Origin of the sequence: Ornithinibacillus sp. 4-3 (assembly GCF_040958695.1) — a bacterium.
Classification (GTDB): Bacteria; Bacillota; Bacilli; order Bacillales; family Amphibacillaceae; genus CALAMD01.
Genome location: NZ_CP162599.1, coordinates 2,137,525 through 2,155,761 on the forward strand (window position 1 = coordinate 2,137,525; position 18,237 = coordinate 2,155,761).

The following is an 18,237-nucleotide window of genomic DNA, read 5'->3' on the forward strand; positions in this document are numbered from 1 at the left end:
TTCAATAAAAGAGGTTTTTTACACTGTTAATTTCAGGAATTTTTTTTAAACTGTTTCGCCATTTGCCGTTTATGTTCTGTACGTTGATGCATTTTCTCAATTAAAATGCGATCAGATTCTGAAACTTCTTCACCTTTAATAAATGCATCAATTTTATCATACGTAGTTCCCATTTCCTCTTCATCCGTTTGCCCTTCCCATAAATCAGCACTTGGCTGCTTCTCAAGAATAGGACGCGGAATGTTCAAAGCCTCAGCCATTTGATATATTTCTTTTTTTGTGAAATCGACAATTGGTAATAAATCGACGCCACCATCGCCATACTTTGTAAAATATCCTGTGTACCATTCAGATAAATTATCTGTACCTACAACTAAATAATTATAATTTGTCGCAACAGTATATAATGTACTCATGCGCAGTCTAGCTCGTAAATTCGCATCAGCTAAGCGTTCAGCCATTTCATTATATTCATTCTTTTTTTGTATTGCTTCACGAATAGTCCCATACATTGTTTGATGTGAAGATGTTAAATCAATAGTCATTCCACTTATACCACAATCTTCAATCACCATTTTAGCATGCTCCATATCTGTTGGATTGCTTTTAATTGGCATAATTACTCCTAATGATTGCTCTGGGAAAGCTCGCTTAATTAAATAAGCAACTACTGCCGAATCAATTCCCCCACTAATTCCGACAACTAAGCCTTTTACATGTGCTTCTTCTACCGTTTTTCTGAGCCATTTGACAATATCTTGGATGGTTTGTTCCACTATTATTCGCTCCTTCATGCACTATACTATTTATTTTATTGTACCACGATTCAAGCTGAAATGATTTCATTATGGAATGAGTACGACCCGAAAAATAATGAAACATTTTTTCAATCATTTTCTATTATTTATTATTATCTACTGGATATTCTTGCGGAATAAAATGATTTACTTCTGGCAGTACTAGATGATGTGGAGGCATTGGGATTGCAGAAATGTTTTGTAAAGAATTGTCAACTCTTTCTGTTTGCTCAACTTCTGTTTGTTTTTGTTTTGGAGTAGTTTCATTTTGTTCAACAGCTCTTTGTGGAATAGGTTCCTGTGGCATCATCTGCCAGTAGTCAAAGCAAGGATTATACCAATCATGTACTGGAGCAGTATTACAAGCAGCACAATGGCAGCCATGCATTTGTTGATGTTGATAAGGAACTGGCCAGCAATATGGATAGTAATTTGGCATAAACACAGGAATCATTGCTATTGGAACAGCAGCACCCATTTCCTGCATCGGTTGTATCTGTTCGGGTTGCTTGATGTTACTTTCTAATTTTTTCTTTTCAACCGGATGCTTCTTCTTCTCTTTTTTCTCTTCCACTATATCCTCAATAACTGGCATTGGCTTAGGAATTGTTAATTTTGGTTTCTCTACTTTGAACTCAGTCGCCTTATGCTTATCATCTTCCTTTAATTCATTTAACGGTTTTAAGGGCATGCTTTTTACCGATTTTTCTTTCGTTTTCTTCTCATGTGCAACAATCTTAGAAGTTGCTGGGATTTTTATCTTCATTCCTGGCATAATCATATCTGGGGATGCTAATTGGGAATTTAATCGTTTTACTTCTTCAAAATCAACCCCATATTTTTTAGATATGCTCCATAAAGTATCCCCTTTTTGGACAATATGAATATTCAAATGCAACAAACTCCTTTCTCAAAGCTTAAATTAAGCTAGGCGTTTACCTCTATATCAACATATGCAAATGCCTATTAATTGTTGAATAACAATTTTATATAAGATATTTATAGTAATTACAAGACATTCAGTTAAATCACATCATCATTTATAAAATTTGAAATAAAAAAGCATTCACATGGTCAGTCTAGCCGCTTCCATCACCTAGTAAAAGTATTTCTTTACTAGGTGATGAAAGCAGTCCGATCTTCCTGTGAATGCTTCTTTATAATTTAATTTGATGAACTGGATAACTACCTAGGATAGTTACCTCACAGCCTAATGCTTCAAGTTCTCCTTGTACTCCTGGAAAAAGCACATCATCTAATGCTTGATTTACATCAATAATGAAGAAATAATTTCCTAAACCAGTTTTCATAGGGCGTGACTCGATTTTGGATAAGTTCATTCTTCTCCAAGCAAATGCTGATAACACTTGATGTAACGCTCCTGGACGATCACTTGGTAATGTGATTAATAATGTTGTTTTCTCAGATGTTGCTGGTAGTTTTATATCCACTAACTCTTTTTGTTTAGCTAACACTGCAAAACGCGTATGGTTGTTTGGATAATCATGAATATTGTCTTTGAATATTTCCAATCCGTATTCCTCTGCAGCTAGACTATTTCCAATTGCTACGGTGTTTTCACTTTTTGTCTCGCTAATTAATTCTGCTGCACCTGCCGTTGAAGATGTAAAATGTATTTCTGCTTTTGGCATGTTCTGATAAATAAATTGATGGCATTGTGCAATTGCCTGTCGATGCGAATACACTGCTTCTACCTCTGCTAAATCACCATTAAAATTAGGATGAACTAGTAGATGTTGTTGAATTGGCACTACTAGTTCTGCTAACAGTGGCAATCTCACCTGATGAATTAAATAATCCACTGTTAAATGAACAGTACCTTCAATCGCATTTTCCAATGGTACTACTCCAATATCAATCTTTCCTTGATCTACTGCATCAATACATTCTGGAATTGTTTTAAATGCTACTGCTTCTTCCTCTTTGAATGCAGAATCAACTGCTAATTTGGTAAATGTTCCTTTAGGTCCTAAATAACCTACTGTTTTCGTCAAAACTATATCCCCCTTAAGTCCCCGAACTCAGCAAATCAACTCTATCCACAAAATCTAAATTCTTCAATGTATGCATTAAATCCCATACGCCTTGTTCATCTGACGAAATATCTAAGGATAATGTAACATTAGCTTTTCCTTGAATAGGAATGGTCTGATGTATCGTTAATACATTATATCCCTTTTCAGCTACTGCTTTTAGCAGCTTAGACAATGTCCCTTTTCTATCTTCAATATGAAAAAATAACGTAATGATTTTTTCACGAACAATTGCTCGAAAAGGAAATACTGTGTCCTTATACTTATAATAAGCGCTTCGTGAGAGATCTACTTGCTTTACAGCATCAAAAATTGTTCTGACCTTTCCATATTGCAGAAGCTCTTTTGCTTCAATTGTTTTTCTCATTGCTTCAGGAAGTACATCACTTCGTACTAAAAAGAATTTCTCGTTCTTCTCTTTCATAGTTATCCCTCATCCAAATGCGACATAATCAATCGATAAATTCGAATTCATAATCTACCAAACGAACAGTATCGCCATCTTGCACTCCGCGTTTTCTTAGCTCTTCATCAATTCCCATGGATCTTAATTGACGTGAAAATCGCTGAGCAGCTTCGTACTGCGTAAAATCTGTCATCTTAAATAATTTTTCAATTTCTTTACCCGAAATGACATATACACCGTCTGAATCTCTTGTAATCGTAAAAGGTTTTTCTTTTGGTTCAAATCGGTAGACTACTGTTTCTTTCGTTTCTTCTACTGGTGTTGCCATTTTTGGAATCTTATCTAGCAGATCCGCAATGGCAAAAAGGACTTGCTTTAAACCTTCCCTTGTAAAAGCAGAAATCTCATATACCATTGCGTCTTCAGGTAATTTCTTTTTAAAGCTTTCCGCATTTTCTTTCGCTGTTGGTAAATCAATTTTATTTAAGACAATAATTTGCGGACGTTCTAACATCTTCTCATCATATAATTTTAGTTCTTCATTAATACTGAGATAATCCTCATAGGGATCCCGACCTTCTAGGCCCGAAATATCAATGACATGAACGATAACTCTCGTTCTTTCTACATGACGTAAAAACTGATGGCCTAATCCAACCCCTTCATGTGCGCCCTCAATAAGACCAGGTAAATCTGCCATTACAAAGCTACGTTGGTCTTCTGTTTCTACCACACCAAGATTAGGTGCCAATGTTGTAAAATGATAATCTGCGATTTTGGGTCTTGCAGCACTAACTACAGATAATAAAGTCGATTTCCCAACACTAGGAAAACCAACTAGTCCAACATCAGCCAAGATTTTTAGCTCTAATTTTAAATTTTTTTCTTGCCCAGGCTCGCCATTTTCTGAAAGATTAGGTGCTGGATTACGAGCTGAAGCAAATCTTGTATTTCCACGGCCCCCTCGGCCGCCTTTTGCGATGACAGCTTGTTGCCCATGATTTGTTAAATCAGCAATTACTGTATCTGTATCCTCATCAATAATCGTTGTTCCAGGTGGGACAGGTACAATTAAAGGATCAGCATTTTTACCATGCATTCCTTTGCTTTGTCCATTTTCTCCACGCTTTGCTTTATAATGACGATTATAACGGAACTTCATTAATGTATTAAGGCCTTCATCGACCTCAAAAATAACGTCACCACCGTTACCACCATCGCCGCCAGCAGGACCACCCATTGCGACAAACTTCTCACGACGAAATGCTACCATTCCGTCTCCGCCATCTCCTGCTTTAGCGTATATTTTAACCTCATCTAAAAACATATTTATTTCACCCTATCTTCATTTAGGCAGATTTTGCATTCCGTCGATACATATGTTGAAAATTATAGCAGATAAATTTGATAATTTCATGTGTTCTACGAATAATTCTAACTTTACAGTAGCTATATGGAGTTCTGTTTACTATATTTACCTTCCACCAACAGAAAGCTTCTTCCTTTATACAGTAACTTATATCATTACTGCACGCAAAAAAAACTCCAACCGAGTTATCCTCAGTCGGAGTTTTCTATTCGAATTAAGCTTCTTGAGCTACTGGGTATACACTAACTTTTTTACGGCTACGGCCATAACGTTCGAATTTTACAATACCGTCTGCCTTAGCATATAATGTATGGTCTTTACCTAATCCAACGTTCTCACCTGGATAGATTGCTGTACCGCGTTGACGATAAAGAATAGATCCACCAGTTACGAATTGTCCGTCAGTTCTCTTTTGACCAAGACGTTTGGATTCAGAATCACGACCGTTTTTCGTGCTACCTGCACCCTTCTTTTGAGCGAAAAATTGTAAGTCTAAACGAAGCATGTTTACACCTCCTAATTTTCTTTAATTTGTATAAATTGCTTGTATTCACGTTCTATTGTCTCTAAAGAAATTATCATTGTGCGGAGTATAAGCTGAGTATTTACATGCTCTTCTTTTTCCAACTGTATCGGGAGAGTAACATGTAGATATCCACCTTCTCTTCCTTGCTCAATAATAGGTTCAATTTGACACAACTCGATTATCGCATTTACTGCCCCAAAAGAAACAGCTGAAACACCTGCACAAACTAAATCATATCCATATGGACCACTATTAGCGTGTCCAGAAATTTCAAATGCAGTAATATCGTTATTATTCTTAAATAATTTTACAGTAATCATCGAGTTATACCTTATGCGTTGATTTTTTCAACAACTAATTTAGTATAAGGCTGACGATGACCTTGTTTACGACTGTAATTTTTCTTAGGCTTGAACTTTATAATTGTTACTTTTTTCTGACGGCCTTGTTTTTCAACTTTAGCTGTTACAGTTGCGCCTTCAACGTAAGGAACACCAACTTTAACATCATCTCCGCCAACTAGAAGAACTTTATCAAAAGTTACAGTTTCATCAGTATTTGCATCGATTTTCTCAACATAAATTTCTTGTCCTTCAACAACTTTAACTTGTTTTCCACCAGTTTCAATAATTGCGTACATGTCTTGCACCTCCATTTACTATAGACTCGCCATGCAGGTACTCTACTATGTATGTAAAGATTTTTTCACCTGATCTGTGCGGTTGTAGCGACATGGTGCTACGATTAAACAACATGAAAATTCTATCACACGCCCTTTATACTGTCAAGCTAATTCGCCGATATTATATTGATCGCTAAGGTTTTAGTTGTTTTAAATAATCTCCAATTCTTACATTAAAATTTTTATTTTCAAAGTAGGCTTTAAGATAATCCTTTTCCTCCATTGTCACTGTAGTATCTCTACTATATACTACAGTAATCTTATGAAGTTTTTCCCGATAAAAACAGCTTGCAACTTTATGAAAAGCTGTATCTGCTGGTACTAATAAGTTATAAGTGCTTGCCGGCTTCCAACTTCGACGATATAACTGTAATAAAAATTGAATATTTTTTATAAATCTTCTTTTCCATTCTAAAACATTATCTAAAAATAAGAATAAACATAATAAGAGAATACTAAGCGCAAACGTATATAGCCATGTATATATGAGAAAAAATAAAATAATACTACACATGGATATCAAAAGAATCATTTGCACTGCCTTTTGAAAAGGAAATATAGATGTTAGAAAGAAAAACAAAATCCTTCCACCATCTAATGGCCAAATTGGTAATAAATTAAATACGAAAATAAGTAAATTATAGTAAAGAATTAGTTCACTAATCGTACCTTCTATCCATCCTAATTTTGTAAAAGCTGTGATCGCAAAATAAATAAAAAGATGCTGACATGGACCTGCAATGGTTACCATAAATTCTTCTAGCATTCGCTTGTCTTCATTCGTATTCGTAATTAATACGCCACCAAAAACCCATAAAACCACTTTCTCAACCTGCCAATCGTATAATCTAGCGGCTGCATAATGTCCCATCTCGTGAATGAATACAAGGCTAAATATAATCACTAATTCCATCAGTGATCCTGTTAGAAAAGCAATGATCCCAAATATAATTAATGTAGGATGAACATAAATCGTTGGTAAATAGCTAGCGAACATCGTCAACCGGAATCACCTGAACAGGATCAATATATTGTTTATCCTTGCTAATTGAAAAATATACTGCTGTATGTTCATCATTTGGTACAAAGCTTCCAACAGATTGATTCGCTTTAACTGCTTGATATAAATGTACATCAATAGAGCTTAATGCAGAATAAGTTGATTTACTTAAATCGTGATGCTGAACGATTACAGTATTACCCGTCCCACGTTTCTTCCCTGCAAAAACAACAATCCCATCATTCCATGCATGAACTTCCGTTTGCTCATTTGCCTCAATCATAATACCTGTACCATTCATTTGAAAGGTTTCCTTAATTTGTCCATCCATTGGTAATCCCATAGCAGTACGTTGTAATTCATCTTCTTTATCTAAAAAATTGACTACTGGATTTCCAAATGACTCTGTGTACCATTTATGCACCTTCGCAAATGGAAAATCTTCTCGTAAAGCATTATCAGTCCAATGTCTTACAGATTCTAGTTGATAAAAATCAGTTCGTACAACAATCATGATAAAACCAAACAATACCAAAGAAATGAGTCCTTTAAGCAGTATATGGTGAATTCCTCGAAAGTTTGTTTTTTCACTGACTGTCATCTCTAAACCAGTTGGATAAGTAGAAAATCTTTCCTCATCCTGTGGCAAAACCGCTTGCATTGTAGGGAGGGCTTCCCTCTTAGCCTGTTGGATTCTTTTCTTTTTTCTCCGCATCATATCCAGTTTTATTTTCTCAACGGATTTGTTCATTTTGCGCTCATTCCTTCTGCTATTTTAATTAAGATTATGATGAGGGTTCTCTAATTATGAATAGCTGAGGAAAAGAACAAAAAAACTGTTATTTACTCTTTATCCTAATTCTAAAAATGGTAAAAATCACAAAATTAATCAGTTTCTATTCTCCATATGATAAAATATAAATATTATTTCTATACAGCAAGGAGAAGCTTAAATGGCAATAAATACTACAAAAAAAAAGAAGCGTTCTTTTTTTCTTTTGTTATTCTTTATGCCGGCGTTGATTTCTGCAATTATTTTAGGAGTTATATTCGTTATAGGGTATGCCGATTTTGAACCGGAGGAAGAATCAATTGAACAATTAATAGAAGAGGCAGAAGCATTAGAAACTGCTGCAACGGATATTTCCAATTATTTTATTCTACCAAATGGAAATGGATTAATAGCCAGATCCAAAGTATTTAATGGGCTTATTTTAGAAGAAGTAGATTTTGTTACAAACACTATTGTCCAAACAGAACAAATAGAATCAGATATATTTTTACGATTATTTTCATCCTACCAACAAGATGGCATAATACTTATTACAAAATCGGATGATAGTTTCATCCGTGCTTACTATTATGAATCTGGTAGCCCGCTTCAAAGAATAGATTTCCCTGACCTTATGGCAACTAATTATTTAGAAAATCATGTGTTTATTGATGAGGATACGATCTTTTTAGTTGGAGAAACAGAGGATAAATCCTTCGCACTTTATAGTATTAAGGATTTACATCTTGAGGAAATTGATCTTACAGAAGATGAACGTATCGTTGACTTAGTAGATGTAAGTTCATATCGTTCTAGTGAATATGCTGAATTATTACCTGCTCTATTTCTTAATTTATATGATAAATCGAATTTTATAATGACATTATCAGCAGATCCAGAAAAGAGAGTTATTATTAAACAAGATGGTCGTCCTACTTGGGAAATGGAAGAGGAAGCTGTTGCCACTCTTTATCCAGGAAATGATTTAAAAATAATACGAGTTTCAAACGAAAAAATCGTTCAATATGATATGAATACAAATACAGAGCTACAAGAGATTTCTACTCCAACACCTATTTATTATCCAAAAGCATTCCGGCTAAATCCAGATTTAGCTCTTATAATTGGTAGAGAAGCTGTTAGTGAGTCCTCTGACTTAATAGGATACATATATGAACAATCCAGCGGGAATTTAATTGCAGATTTAACAGAAGCTTTTAAACAGAGTAATTTAACCTATGATGATAGTTTGATACCAACCCTTCAAGATGATGTACTCTACCTTTCGTCTGAAAACATGGCTACATCTTTCAACATTGATAACTTAACAAGGAATGATTTTTTGGCTTTAGATGTAGCGGAATTAGCTTATCAGCATTCAGCAGAAGAAATAACAGCTGAGGCGGAGAGCTTATCACAAAAAGGTTACTCTTTTTCACAGGAAAAATTACTTAACTATATTAAAGAGGATAATTTTGCCATTACAGCTATAATCATTATTGCTATATTTGTTATAGTCCCTATTTTAATTTTGCTTTCGATTACAAGTGTTCTGAGAATACGTAAACGTAAACGAGAGAAAATTCTTGAGAATGGTGGCGTAGTCGTACAAGCAGTGATCACAGAAGTCACACAAACTGGTGTCTATATTAACAATCAGCCACAGGTTCGACTACAAGTTGAATTTGAACATGATTTGCAGACGCATAAGCATGAGGTGAAGCTAGTGACTAGCTTAGTTGCACCATTACAACCAGGGGATTATATTAATTTACTTTTCGATCCTTATACTGGAAAAGTATATAAATGGAACGAGTAGCTATATAAATAAAAGGGATTATTGGAAAATTATATTCTCCAACAATCCCTTTTCTATGTTCATTCCATTACTTTTTTTTACGGAAGAAACTTTTTACTTTTTGGAATAGTCCTGCTTCATCTTCTAATGATTGTAACGGTACTGCTTCACCTAAAATTCTTCTAGCAATATTACGATACGCAATAGATGATTTCGTTTTCGGATGAAAAGCAACTGGTTCTCCACTATTAGAAGCTTTAATTACTTCATCATCATCTGCTACAATGCCGATTAAATCAATAGATAGAATTTGTAAGATATCATCAATATCAATCATATCTCCAGATTTCAACATATGATTTCGAATACGATTAATGACTAAACGTGGACGACCAATTTCTTCATTTTCCAATAACCCGATAATTCGATCAGCATCTCGAACACTGGATTTTTCCGGAGTTGTTACAACAATTGCTTCATCTGCTCCTGCAACTGCGCTTTGAAATCCTTGCTCAATTCCGGCAGGACAATCAATTAATATGTAATCATAATCCTGTTTTAATTCAGCAACAATTTCTTTCATTCCTTCAGCAGTTACAGCAGTCTTATCACTTGTTTGGGCTGCTGGCAGTAAAGAAAGATCATTAAATCTTTTATCTTGAATTAATGCCTGCTTTAATTTACAACGCTTTTCAATGACATCAACGAGATCAAAAATAATACGGTTTTCTAAACCCATCACAACATCTAAATTTCGTAAACCAATATCTGTATCGATCAAACATACTTTTTTACCCATCAACGCTAATGATGTACCTAGGTTTGCAGTAGTTGTTGTTTTACCAACCCCGCCTTTTCCAGACGTAATGACAATTGCCTCACCCATTTAACATTCTCCTTTCGAACCCACATAAATCTTTCCGCTTATAAGTGAGTACTTGTAAACGATCAATCATTATTTTATCTTCTTCCTCATCGATATAACCGCATTCCATATAAACACCTGCAGATTCATAATCTGGTGCTCGACTAATATATTCAGCAATCCGTAGCTGTGTTGGCTTCATATGTGCTGCCATAATCACTGCCCGCTGATCACCTTGAGCACCAGCATGGGCTACGCCATGAAGATTCCCAAGTACAAATATATTACCAGAAGCTACTACTCTACCACCTGGATTCACATCGCCAATCAATAATAAATCTCCAGTAACTTCAAGCACTTGCCCAGAACGAATTAATCGATTTACAGCTTTAATTTCGTTTGCTTCCCACCATTTAATTGCATCTTCGCGTAGAATCACATTAGATTCAAATGAATGAATAAAAAATCTATTTTTCTCCTCAAGTGAATACTTCAGTAATTCTTTCTTTTTATCATCTAAATAGCGGTTTCCTAATTGAACCGTCACTGATACAGCTGGCTCGCCTATTTTGGGGTTTAGTGCAACTAGCTTTTCATTTAACTCTTCTAAGGCTTCATCAAATCCACAAGAGTCATCAATGAATAAATTTAGCCCGTCACGAGTTCCTTTGATAATTATCAATTGTTTTTGATCAGCCATGAATGTTCACCTCAAGTATGATGTAACAGCATTTTAGTCTTTTGCTAAAATGCATTATGATCCTGCAGTTGCTCTTTACTCCATTTCAGTAGTACTTTTCGTGCGAATGGATACAGGATAAGTAGAAAAGCAATATTTGCAGTAACAGTTGGTAATAAACGATAAAGCAGATAATCTGTCCACATTAAATGTGCAATTCCAATAACAGAATAGATTAAATAAATTCCTATATCTACTAAAATCATTCCAAAGATACCTAAGATTACTGTTACATAAAAATTATTTAAAACGAGTTTTCTTATCTCGTGAACTAAGTAAATGACAAAGGCATAAGTAAACATATATATACCTAAAACACCAGTATAGACGAGATCAATAAGTAAACCAAAGATAATCGCATATAGGATAGCATATCCAGTATTTTCACGGTCATAAAAAATAGCGATAAAAAACAGTAAAATAAATACCCAATGAGGAATGATGAACAAACTACCTGTCACAATACTAGTAGGAAGCAAATCTAGTGCAACCCCCTCTAGTACTGTAAGAAGAAATAGAATGAGAGGTAACAATAATCGCTTCATTGTTATTCTTCATCCTCCTCTTCTTCTTCATCTTGTAAATTTTCATATGATAGTAAAGGATCCACTACAATAACGTTATTAACATCATACATGTCAGCGGCAGGAGTTACTAAAGCTGTACTTGTTAAACCATATGCATCAGGCATCACGTCTTCAACCTGACCAATTAGTAATCCTTCTGGAAATACTCCACCTTTACCAGAAGACATCACAAGATCCCCTTTTTCAATATTTTGTTCAGATTCCTCAATGATTTTAAATAATAATACTTTTCTTTCCTCATCGTATTCTTCAATTAAACCAAATACATCATTACCTTCTTCACGTGAAATGGTTGCAGAAATTCGATTAAATTGATCGAAGCCTGAAAGTAATTGCACAGTAGAAGTTGACTTTGATGCTACTTGAATTTTACCAACCATACCATCCATTGTCATCACAGCCATATTAGGCTTGATTCCATGTTTCGTCCCCTTATCAATTGTAACCTGCTCAATCCATCTTTCTGGTGAACGAGAGATTACTGTTGCTTGAATAGGGTTATAATCTCTGAGTGATTCTGTTTTATCTAATGTTCTTCTAAGCTCTTCATTTTCTTTTTCTAGCTCTTGAATCTGATATATAAATGTATCAGACTGCGCTAATTGTTCTTTCAATTCTCTATTTTCATCTCTTGCATCTTTTAACTCTTTAAAACCAGTTACTTGATTACGAATAAAATTTACTGGGGTATGGATAATATCTTGAACCCAGCCAACCGCATCTAACACAAATCTTTCTGGTGCTGTTACTTGATCTCGACTTTTCAAAGAAAAACCGATAAGAGCAACAAGTACAAAAATCCCAATTAATAAAATAAATAATTTTTTATTACGAAAAAACAATGTTTACACCTGCTTCTATTCTACAAATTGACGAGAAGAGACATCTGGACTTGTTTTGAAATGCTTCATGTAGTCCAGAGCCTTTCCTGTTCCAATTGCAACACATTCTAATGGATCTTCTGCTAAAAATACTGGGATTTTCGTTTCGTCACTAATTACATGATCTAAATTCTCTAGCATTGCTCCACCACCAGCAAGCACAATACCACGATCAATAATATCTGCAGATAACTCTGGAGGTGTTTTTTCTAATGTTGTTTTCACAGCTTCTATAATATCTTCGATTGCTGGTTTTAATGATTCAGCAATTTCTTCTGCTGTAATGGTAATTGTTTTTGGTAAACCTGTAAGCAAATCACGTCCACGGATTTCCATTTCTTTATTCTCTTCAACCTTACCAGCACAACCAATATCCATTTTGATAGATTCAGCAGATCTTTCACCAATCATTAGCTTATAATGTTTTCTAATGAATTGAGCAATTGCTTCATCCATATTATCGCCAGCTGTACGGATAGACTGACTCGTAACAATACCACCTAGGGAAACAACCGCTACCTCTGTTGTTCCACCACCAATATCTACAATCATACTACCAGTAGGCTCCCATACGGGTAATCCTGCTCCGATTGCCGCCGCAAAAGGCTCTGCAATAGTAAAAGCTTCTTTTGCACCCGCTTGTTTTGTTGCATCAATCACTGCTCGTTCCTCTACTTTAGTTATTCCAGAAGGCACACAAATAATCACGCTCGGCTTACTTGCAAATAACGAACGTTTGCGCATCGCTTTTTTCATATAATAACGCATCATGATAGCAGTTGTATCGTAATCAGCTATCACACCGTCTTTCATTGGGCGTACTACAGAAATATTTCCAGGTGTTCTACCGATCATATTTCGAGCTGCATTACCAACAGCCTCTACTTCCCCAGTTTGAATATTCTTAGCGATAACAGATGGCTCTCTTACAATAATTCCTTTTCCTTTTACATAAACAAGTGTATTTGCTGTACCTAAATCTATACCTAAATCTTGCGACCAATTTAATAAACCCAAAAAAATCTTCCTTTCTCAACAGCTGCATTCTTTTTAAAATTCCATATGTACAGTCGAGTAAATCTAAATACTCGTTACAATTTTTAGCATTATCTATTAGTACGTGTTCAAAAATCCAGTAAAAAGGACCGTCATCGGTTAAGTACGCAACGTCACGAGAGCAACACCGATACTAGCACATCGTGTGCGTCGAAAGTTCAAGGCAGCGCAGCCTAGAGTAGCAGAATGTATTGTTTTGATACATGAGCAGACGCTCTTGCACGCAGAAAAAGTGCTTTTCTTTTTCAAGGAACGGAAAAGCAAGCTAACGACTTGCGCGTGTTGTGATGACTTCGACGTTCGACACAGGACGTGTCGGAACTTAGTCGAAGTTCCCCTGCTTGATGTGTCATTTTTGGTGGACTTTTTGAACATCCTCTATTAGTATATTAATTCACTTTTTGACATAACATCAATTAATATTTTCCTAGTTTTTCTTATGTAACTCAATTGAATAGTTAAGAAATGCCTTTGTCAAAAGGAAACATATATAATCTGAATAAGCGCCACTTTCTCATTCATTTTTGAAAATGGCGCTTTTACATCTTCATTTATATAATTATACGCAAAAAAGTTAAAAATAGATAGTTTTATATATATCCTTTTTCCTTTAATGAAACAAATTTTCTATCACCAATAATGATGTGATCTAAAAGCTCGATTCCTATGACTTTTCCTGCTTCAGCAATTCGTCGAGTGACACTAATATCTTCTTGTGAAGGAGTTGGCACTCCAGAAGGATGATTATGCACAGCAACAATAGATGCAGCAGAACGCCGAACAGCTTGACTAAAGATTTCCCTGGGATGAACTACGCTAGCATTAAGTGTTCCGATAAAGATCGTTTCTTGGTGGGTAATTTGATTTTTTGTATCGAGGAATAAAATAACAAAATGCTCTTGAGTAAGCTGGCGCATTTCTTCCATGACATACTCAGCACCATCTTCAGGAGATCGAATGACATAACGGTCGCGGGGTTTATATTGATTCATCCTTTTTCCTAATTCAATTGCAGCAAGTAAGGTTACTCCCTTTACCTCACCAATTCCCTTAATAGCTGTTAATTCTTCAATTGCTGCATTTGTTAAAAGCTTCAATCCATCAAAATGCATAAGTACTCGATTAGCTAATTGCATTACAGATTCAGATTTTGTTCCACTGCCAAGTAAAATAGCTAATAAATCTTGGTTCGATAAATGCCGTGGTCCTAAGGTTAATAATCTTTCCCTAGGACGCTCTTCCTTTGGTACATCTTTGATTGAAATTGGTTGTTGATTCAAACAGACTCCTCCCTTGTCATGTAATTAAACATTAGTTTAATGAATCTGTACCATTTAAACCAATTCGTTTTCTTGTCATTCATTAAGTTTATTTAATTAAAAATTAAAATTTTCCTAATGCATAACAGCTTTTCTAGAGTCAATTAATTTGATTTAATTAATTATTCTATTTGGCCAAGCTGATGCCAAATGGATAATAAGAATAAATTCGCCTGTTCACTTGTATTGATTGCTGCTACTTCTGATTGAATACTATTAATTAGAAGTGTTAAATGCTCTGAATTTACTTCTGTTTCCCCCATTTTTTTCCATTCTTCCTGCGAGATATTTCCCTGCTCTATGGACGTTTGCAAAAGCTGTATAAAATTTTGTACCCATTCTGTGTCTGCTTCATTAAAAGCTACTTGTTTTTCTGCTGCTTCCCATTTTTTCACATAGCTTTCAACTCCCTGTGCTTCTAGCTTACTAGCAACTTCCTTAGCTTTCTCCTCTGAGGAAGAAAAACCACCAAATACAAAATATTCTCCATCCTGTTGCCAAACGATCGGGGTAATATCAGTAATTTCCAATTCTTGTATCATCATTTCAGCATTAACTTCATCTGAAAATATTCCTAACTGTACAACAAATCCTTGTAACTGAGGGATTGTAATCTGTTCTGTTTGATCAGTAGGATTATCCTTTTCTTCAATTTGTAAATCATCTTTATCAACTGTAGGGACTTGTGTTACTTCAGTAGGAGCAATCTCAGAAGAAGCAAATAATCGAATCATTGTAAGACCGATAACTGTACCAATTACTAATGCAGAAACAGCAGAAAATAAAATCTTTTTCCAAGCCATATTTGGTGACCAATTAAAACGTCGTTGAAAAAAATTCTTGTCCATTTTATCTTTTGGTAGCATCGTTAAACCTCTTTTCTACTAGAGTTGTAATCAAAACTCTAGCATACTTATCTTGCAAAATTAGCTGATTGTTGTCAGAGCGAGATAATTATCATCCTTCATAATCAATGGTATATTTACATTTTCCACTAAAAAATAAATAATAAGAGGAAACAAACAAATCTCCTTAGAAACAAAAGTATGTCTCTAAGGAGATTTATCGTATTTATTACATCTATCTAGTAAGTAAATAATTTCTTACTAATGAGATAAAATGAAGTGAACCTGTGATAAAATAGAGATGATTATTATCCATAGGTTTTTGACCAATAGCATCCACTAAACCCTGCCAATTATCTTGTAAGGAAACATGATCATATTTCATTAATTCCATGTTTTCTTCTAATGGTGCGGCTCGTGGATGATCAAAAGTAGTAATGGTTACTGTCGAAAAATAGGGAATCAATTCCTCTAACATCGACGGAATATCCTTATCCTTAAATGCTGCAAAGATTAAATGTTTTTCTTCTGATGGATAAGTATTTTTGACAGTTTGCATAAAATAATCAATACTTGCAGGATTATGTGCACCATCAATAATAATATTAGGGTACTTATGTATTTTTTCAAATCTACCAGGAACAACTGTCTTTGCTAAGCCTACTATTGCTTTAGCAAAATCAATTTTCAGCTTGTCTTTTGCTAAGATTTTTAATGCCATCATCACAGTAGCACTATTCTTCAATTGATGATCACCAAGCATTTGAATTGCTATTTCTTCCGCTTGGTAGTTAGGTGCCTCCCATTGATACTGTTGCTGATGTTCGATTTGCTTTACACCTTGGAAGGAAAAATCTTTATGTATTTGATATAATGTTGCGTCTTTTGCTAAAGCTTCCTTTTGTATCACTTTTAAAGCAGCTTCTTTTTCTTCACCAGTTACAATAGGAGTATTATCTTTGATGATACCAGCCTTTTGATAAGCAATTTCGGGGAGTGTATCACCTAAAAAAGCTGTATGATCTAAATCAACATTTGTAATAATCGATAAAATAGGTTCAATGCAGTTCGTCGTATCACCACGACCACCCATTCCCGCTTCAATAATGGCGATATCAACATGATCAGCAAAATAAATAAAGGTAAGTACTGTTAATATTTCAAATTCGGTTGGATGATTATCTTGCTCATCCAATTCACATATAGCTGGATACATATCTGTTAATATTTGCATAAATTTTTCTTTAGTAATACGTTCATCATTAATAAAAATATGACCTGTTACATCGTCCATGCTTGGCGATTGGAATACTCCAACACGATAATTATTTTCTTTTAAAGCATTTTTCAAATAATTTACTGTTGAGCCTTTCCCATTTGTACCTGCCACATGGATAGCTTGAAGCGCTTGATGTGGATTATTTAATAAGTTCAATAATGCTAGCATCCGCTCGAGACCAGGCTTGATGCCATAATTTTGCCGACTAGCAAAAAAGGCTTCTACATCATCAAAATGTTTAAACATGAGGACACCACTTTCTACAAAGTAATAAACATCTATTTTCTATAATATATAGGATCTTTTATAAACTTAGGCTACTTCATTTCTAATGTATCACAAGGGAGGAAAAATAACCAAATGGGTCTACAAGGCTGGATTATTTATAATGGTCATTTACCTGGAAATAAATTTCTAGATTTCGCGGAATTCTTTCACCATGCAGCAAAGGAAAGAAATGTACAAACTATGATTTTAAAAAACACAGATTTACTCACATTTCTATCTACCAATACTCTTGATATTGCACGAAATACACAGATAGAGCAATTACCTGACTTTGTTATTTTTACAGATAAAGATATTTATCTGGCAAAACAATTAGAGTTAATGGGAGTTCGTGTTTATAATCGTGCAAACACCATCGAAATATGTGATGATAAAATTGCTACTTATCAAGCATTGGCAACACAGCAACTTCCTATCCCTAAAACAATTGTTGCACCAAAGGTCTTTCCAATTCTAGGAGTAGAAATTGATATGGATTTTCTTAATAAAGTTATGGAACAGCTAACATTTCCAATTGTTATTAAAGAAGCATTTGGTTCCTTTGGTGAACAAGTTTATTTAGTGAAAAATCAGGCGGATTTAGTTCAGAAGGTAAAAGAATTAGCCGGTAAACCTTTTGTTTTCCAAGAATTTATTTCTACTAGCTATGGAGAGGATATTCGCTTACAAGTGGTTGGTAACAAAGTAGCTGCTTCCATGCTTCGACGTTCAGAAAATGACTTTCGCGCCAATGTTTCATCAGGCGGGGTAGCTGAAAAGTATTATCCAACCAAGCAGGAAGAAGAAATCGCTATTGCTGCTGCTAAAGCAATTAATGCAGATTTTGCTGGGGTTGATTTATTATTTGGGCCTAATCAGCAACCAATTATTTGTGAAATAAATTCAAATGCACATATTCGAAATCTTTATGAGTGTACAAATATTAATGTTGCTTATGATGTGATTGACTATATTATTAACCAACATGCGTAAAT

At 34.8% G+C, this 18,237-nt stretch carries 19 protein-coding genes, 1 pseudogene and 1 other annotated feature; of the genes and pseudogenes, 2 read left to right on the forward strand and 18 right to left on the reverse strand.

The window, feature by feature from the left end:
* Positions 1–32 precede the first annotated feature (32 nt).
* From nadE to AB4Y30_RS10580, 10 genes and pseudogenes are all read right to left on the reverse strand, one after another.
* Positions 33–776: an NAD(+) synthase gene (gene nadE / locus AB4Y30_RS10535; protein WP_368652192.1), complete on the reverse strand. Its 744-nt coding sequence runs from the start codon at positions 774–776 to the stop codon at positions 33–35.
* Positions 777–1,542: 766 nt separating this feature from the next.
* Positions 1,543–1,689: pseudogene (gene safA / locus AB4Y30_RS10540) on the reverse strand (SafA/ExsA family spore coat assembly protein); the annotation flags it as partial.
* Positions 1,690–1,954: 265 nt separating this feature from the next.
* Positions 1,955–2,812 carry a prephenate dehydratase gene (pheA, locus tag AB4Y30_RS10545; RefSeq protein WP_368652193.1) on the reverse strand — a complete coding sequence of 286 codons (858 nt, stop codon included), beginning with the start codon at positions 2,810–2,812 and terminating at the stop codon, positions 1,955–1,957.
* A gap of 13 nt (positions 2,813–2,825) precedes the next feature.
* Complete coding sequence (locus tag AB4Y30_RS10550) at positions 2,826–3,275, reverse strand: ACT domain-containing protein (protein WP_368652194.1); 450 nt, start codon at positions 3,273–3,275, stop codon at positions 2,826–2,828.
* Positions 3,276–3,303: 28 nt separating this feature from the next.
* On the reverse strand, positions 3,304–4,584 hold the full coding sequence (obgE, locus tag AB4Y30_RS10555; RefSeq protein ID WP_368652195.1) for a GTPase ObgE: 1,281 nt from the start codon (positions 4,582–4,584) through the stop codon (positions 3,304–3,306).
* Positions 4,585–4,840: 256 nt separating this feature from the next.
* On the reverse strand, positions 4,841–5,131 hold the full coding sequence (gene rpmA / locus AB4Y30_RS10560; protein ID WP_368652196.1) for a 50S ribosomal protein L27: 291 nt from the start codon (positions 5,129–5,131) through the stop codon (positions 4,841–4,843).
* Positions 5,132–5,142: 11 nt separating this feature from the next.
* Positions 5,143–5,472 (reverse strand): ribosomal-processing cysteine protease Prp, encoded by a 330-nt coding sequence (locus tag AB4Y30_RS10565; RefSeq protein WP_368652197.1) that lies wholly within the window; start codon positions 5,470–5,472, stop codon positions 5,143–5,145.
* Positions 5,473–5,483: 11 nt separating this feature from the next.
* Complete coding sequence (rplU, locus tag AB4Y30_RS10570; protein WP_368652198.1) at positions 5,484–5,792, reverse strand: 50S ribosomal protein L21; 309 nt, start codon at positions 5,790–5,792, stop codon at positions 5,484–5,486.
* A 12-nt stretch (positions 5,793–5,804) separates the two neighbouring features.
* Positions 5,805–5,886, reverse strand: a sequence feature (ribosomal protein L21 leader region).
* Between the two features lie 81 nt (positions 5,887–5,967).
* Entirely contained in the window at positions 5,968–6,831 is an 864-nt protein-coding gene (locus tag AB4Y30_RS10575) for a site-2 protease family protein (RefSeq protein WP_368655215.1), read from the reverse strand.
* Positions 6,821–7,585, reverse strand: a complete 765-nt coding sequence (locus tag AB4Y30_RS10580) for a peptidoglycan DD-metalloendopeptidase family protein (RefSeq protein ID WP_368652199.1) — start codon at positions 7,583–7,585, stop codon at positions 6,821–6,823. The genes AB4Y30_RS10575 and AB4Y30_RS10580 overlap by 11 nt, the downstream gene beginning before the upstream one ends.
* A 202-nt stretch (positions 7,586–7,787) precedes the next feature.
* Here AB4Y30_RS10580 and AB4Y30_RS10585 point away from each other — a divergent pair, with 202 nt between their 5' ends.
* Complete coding sequence (locus tag AB4Y30_RS10585; RefSeq protein ID WP_368652200.1) at positions 7,788–9,425, forward strand: hypothetical protein; 1,638 nt, start codon at positions 7,788–7,790, stop codon at positions 9,423–9,425.
* A gap of 67 nt (positions 9,426–9,492) precedes the next feature.
* On the opposite strand, the gene minD is transcribed toward AB4Y30_RS10585, so the two are convergent.
* The 8 genes from minD to AB4Y30_RS10625 form a co-directional block, all read right to left on the reverse strand.
* Positions 9,493–10,290 (reverse strand): septum site-determining protein MinD, encoded by a 798-nt coding sequence (minD, locus tag AB4Y30_RS10590; protein ID WP_368652201.1) that lies wholly within the window; start codon positions 10,288–10,290, stop codon positions 9,493–9,495.
* Positions 10,283–10,969, reverse strand: coding sequence for a septum site-determining protein MinC (minC, locus tag AB4Y30_RS10595; protein WP_368652202.1), 687 nt, complete (start codon positions 10,967–10,969; stop codon positions 10,283–10,285). Before minC ends, minD begins: the two co-directional genes overlap by 8 nt.
* Before the next feature lie 44 nt (positions 10,970–11,013).
* A complete protein-coding gene (gene mreD / locus AB4Y30_RS10600) occupies positions 11,014–11,553 on the reverse strand; it encodes a rod shape-determining protein MreD (RefSeq protein ID WP_368652203.1) in 540 nt (179 codons plus the stop codon).
* 2 nt (positions 11,554–11,555) lie between these two features.
* Complete coding sequence (mreC, locus tag AB4Y30_RS10605; protein WP_368652204.1) at positions 11,556–12,437, reverse strand: rod shape-determining protein MreC; 882 nt, start codon at positions 12,435–12,437, stop codon at positions 11,556–11,558.
* 15 nt (positions 12,438–12,452) lie between these two features.
* Positions 12,453–13,493, reverse strand: coding sequence for a rod shape-determining protein (locus tag AB4Y30_RS10610; RefSeq protein WP_368652205.1), 1,041 nt, complete (start codon positions 13,491–13,493; stop codon positions 12,453–12,455).
* A 629-nt stretch (positions 13,494–14,122) separates the two neighbouring features.
* Positions 14,123–14,812, reverse strand: a complete 690-nt coding sequence (gene radC, locus AB4Y30_RS10615) for a DNA repair protein RadC (RefSeq protein WP_368652206.1) — start codon at positions 14,810–14,812, stop codon at positions 14,123–14,125.
* Between the two features lie 161 nt (positions 14,813–14,973).
* Positions 14,974–15,717 (reverse strand): SPOR domain-containing protein, encoded by a 744-nt coding sequence (locus tag AB4Y30_RS10620; RefSeq protein ID WP_368652207.1) that lies wholly within the window; start codon positions 15,715–15,717, stop codon positions 14,974–14,976.
* Positions 15,718–15,931: 214 nt separating this feature from the next.
* Positions 15,932–17,221: a folylpolyglutamate synthase/dihydrofolate synthase family protein gene (locus AB4Y30_RS10625; protein ID WP_368652208.1), complete on the reverse strand. Its 1,290-nt coding sequence runs from the start codon at positions 17,219–17,221 to the stop codon at positions 15,932–15,934.
* 114 nt (positions 17,222–17,335) lie between these two features.
* Here AB4Y30_RS10625 and AB4Y30_RS10630 point away from each other — a divergent pair, with 114 nt between their 5' ends.
* Positions 17,336–18,235, forward strand: a complete 900-nt coding sequence (locus tag AB4Y30_RS10630; RefSeq protein WP_368652209.1) for a RimK family alpha-L-glutamate ligase — start codon at positions 17,336–17,338, stop codon at positions 18,233–18,235.
* The last annotated feature ends 2 nt before the right edge of the window (positions 18,236–18,237 follow it).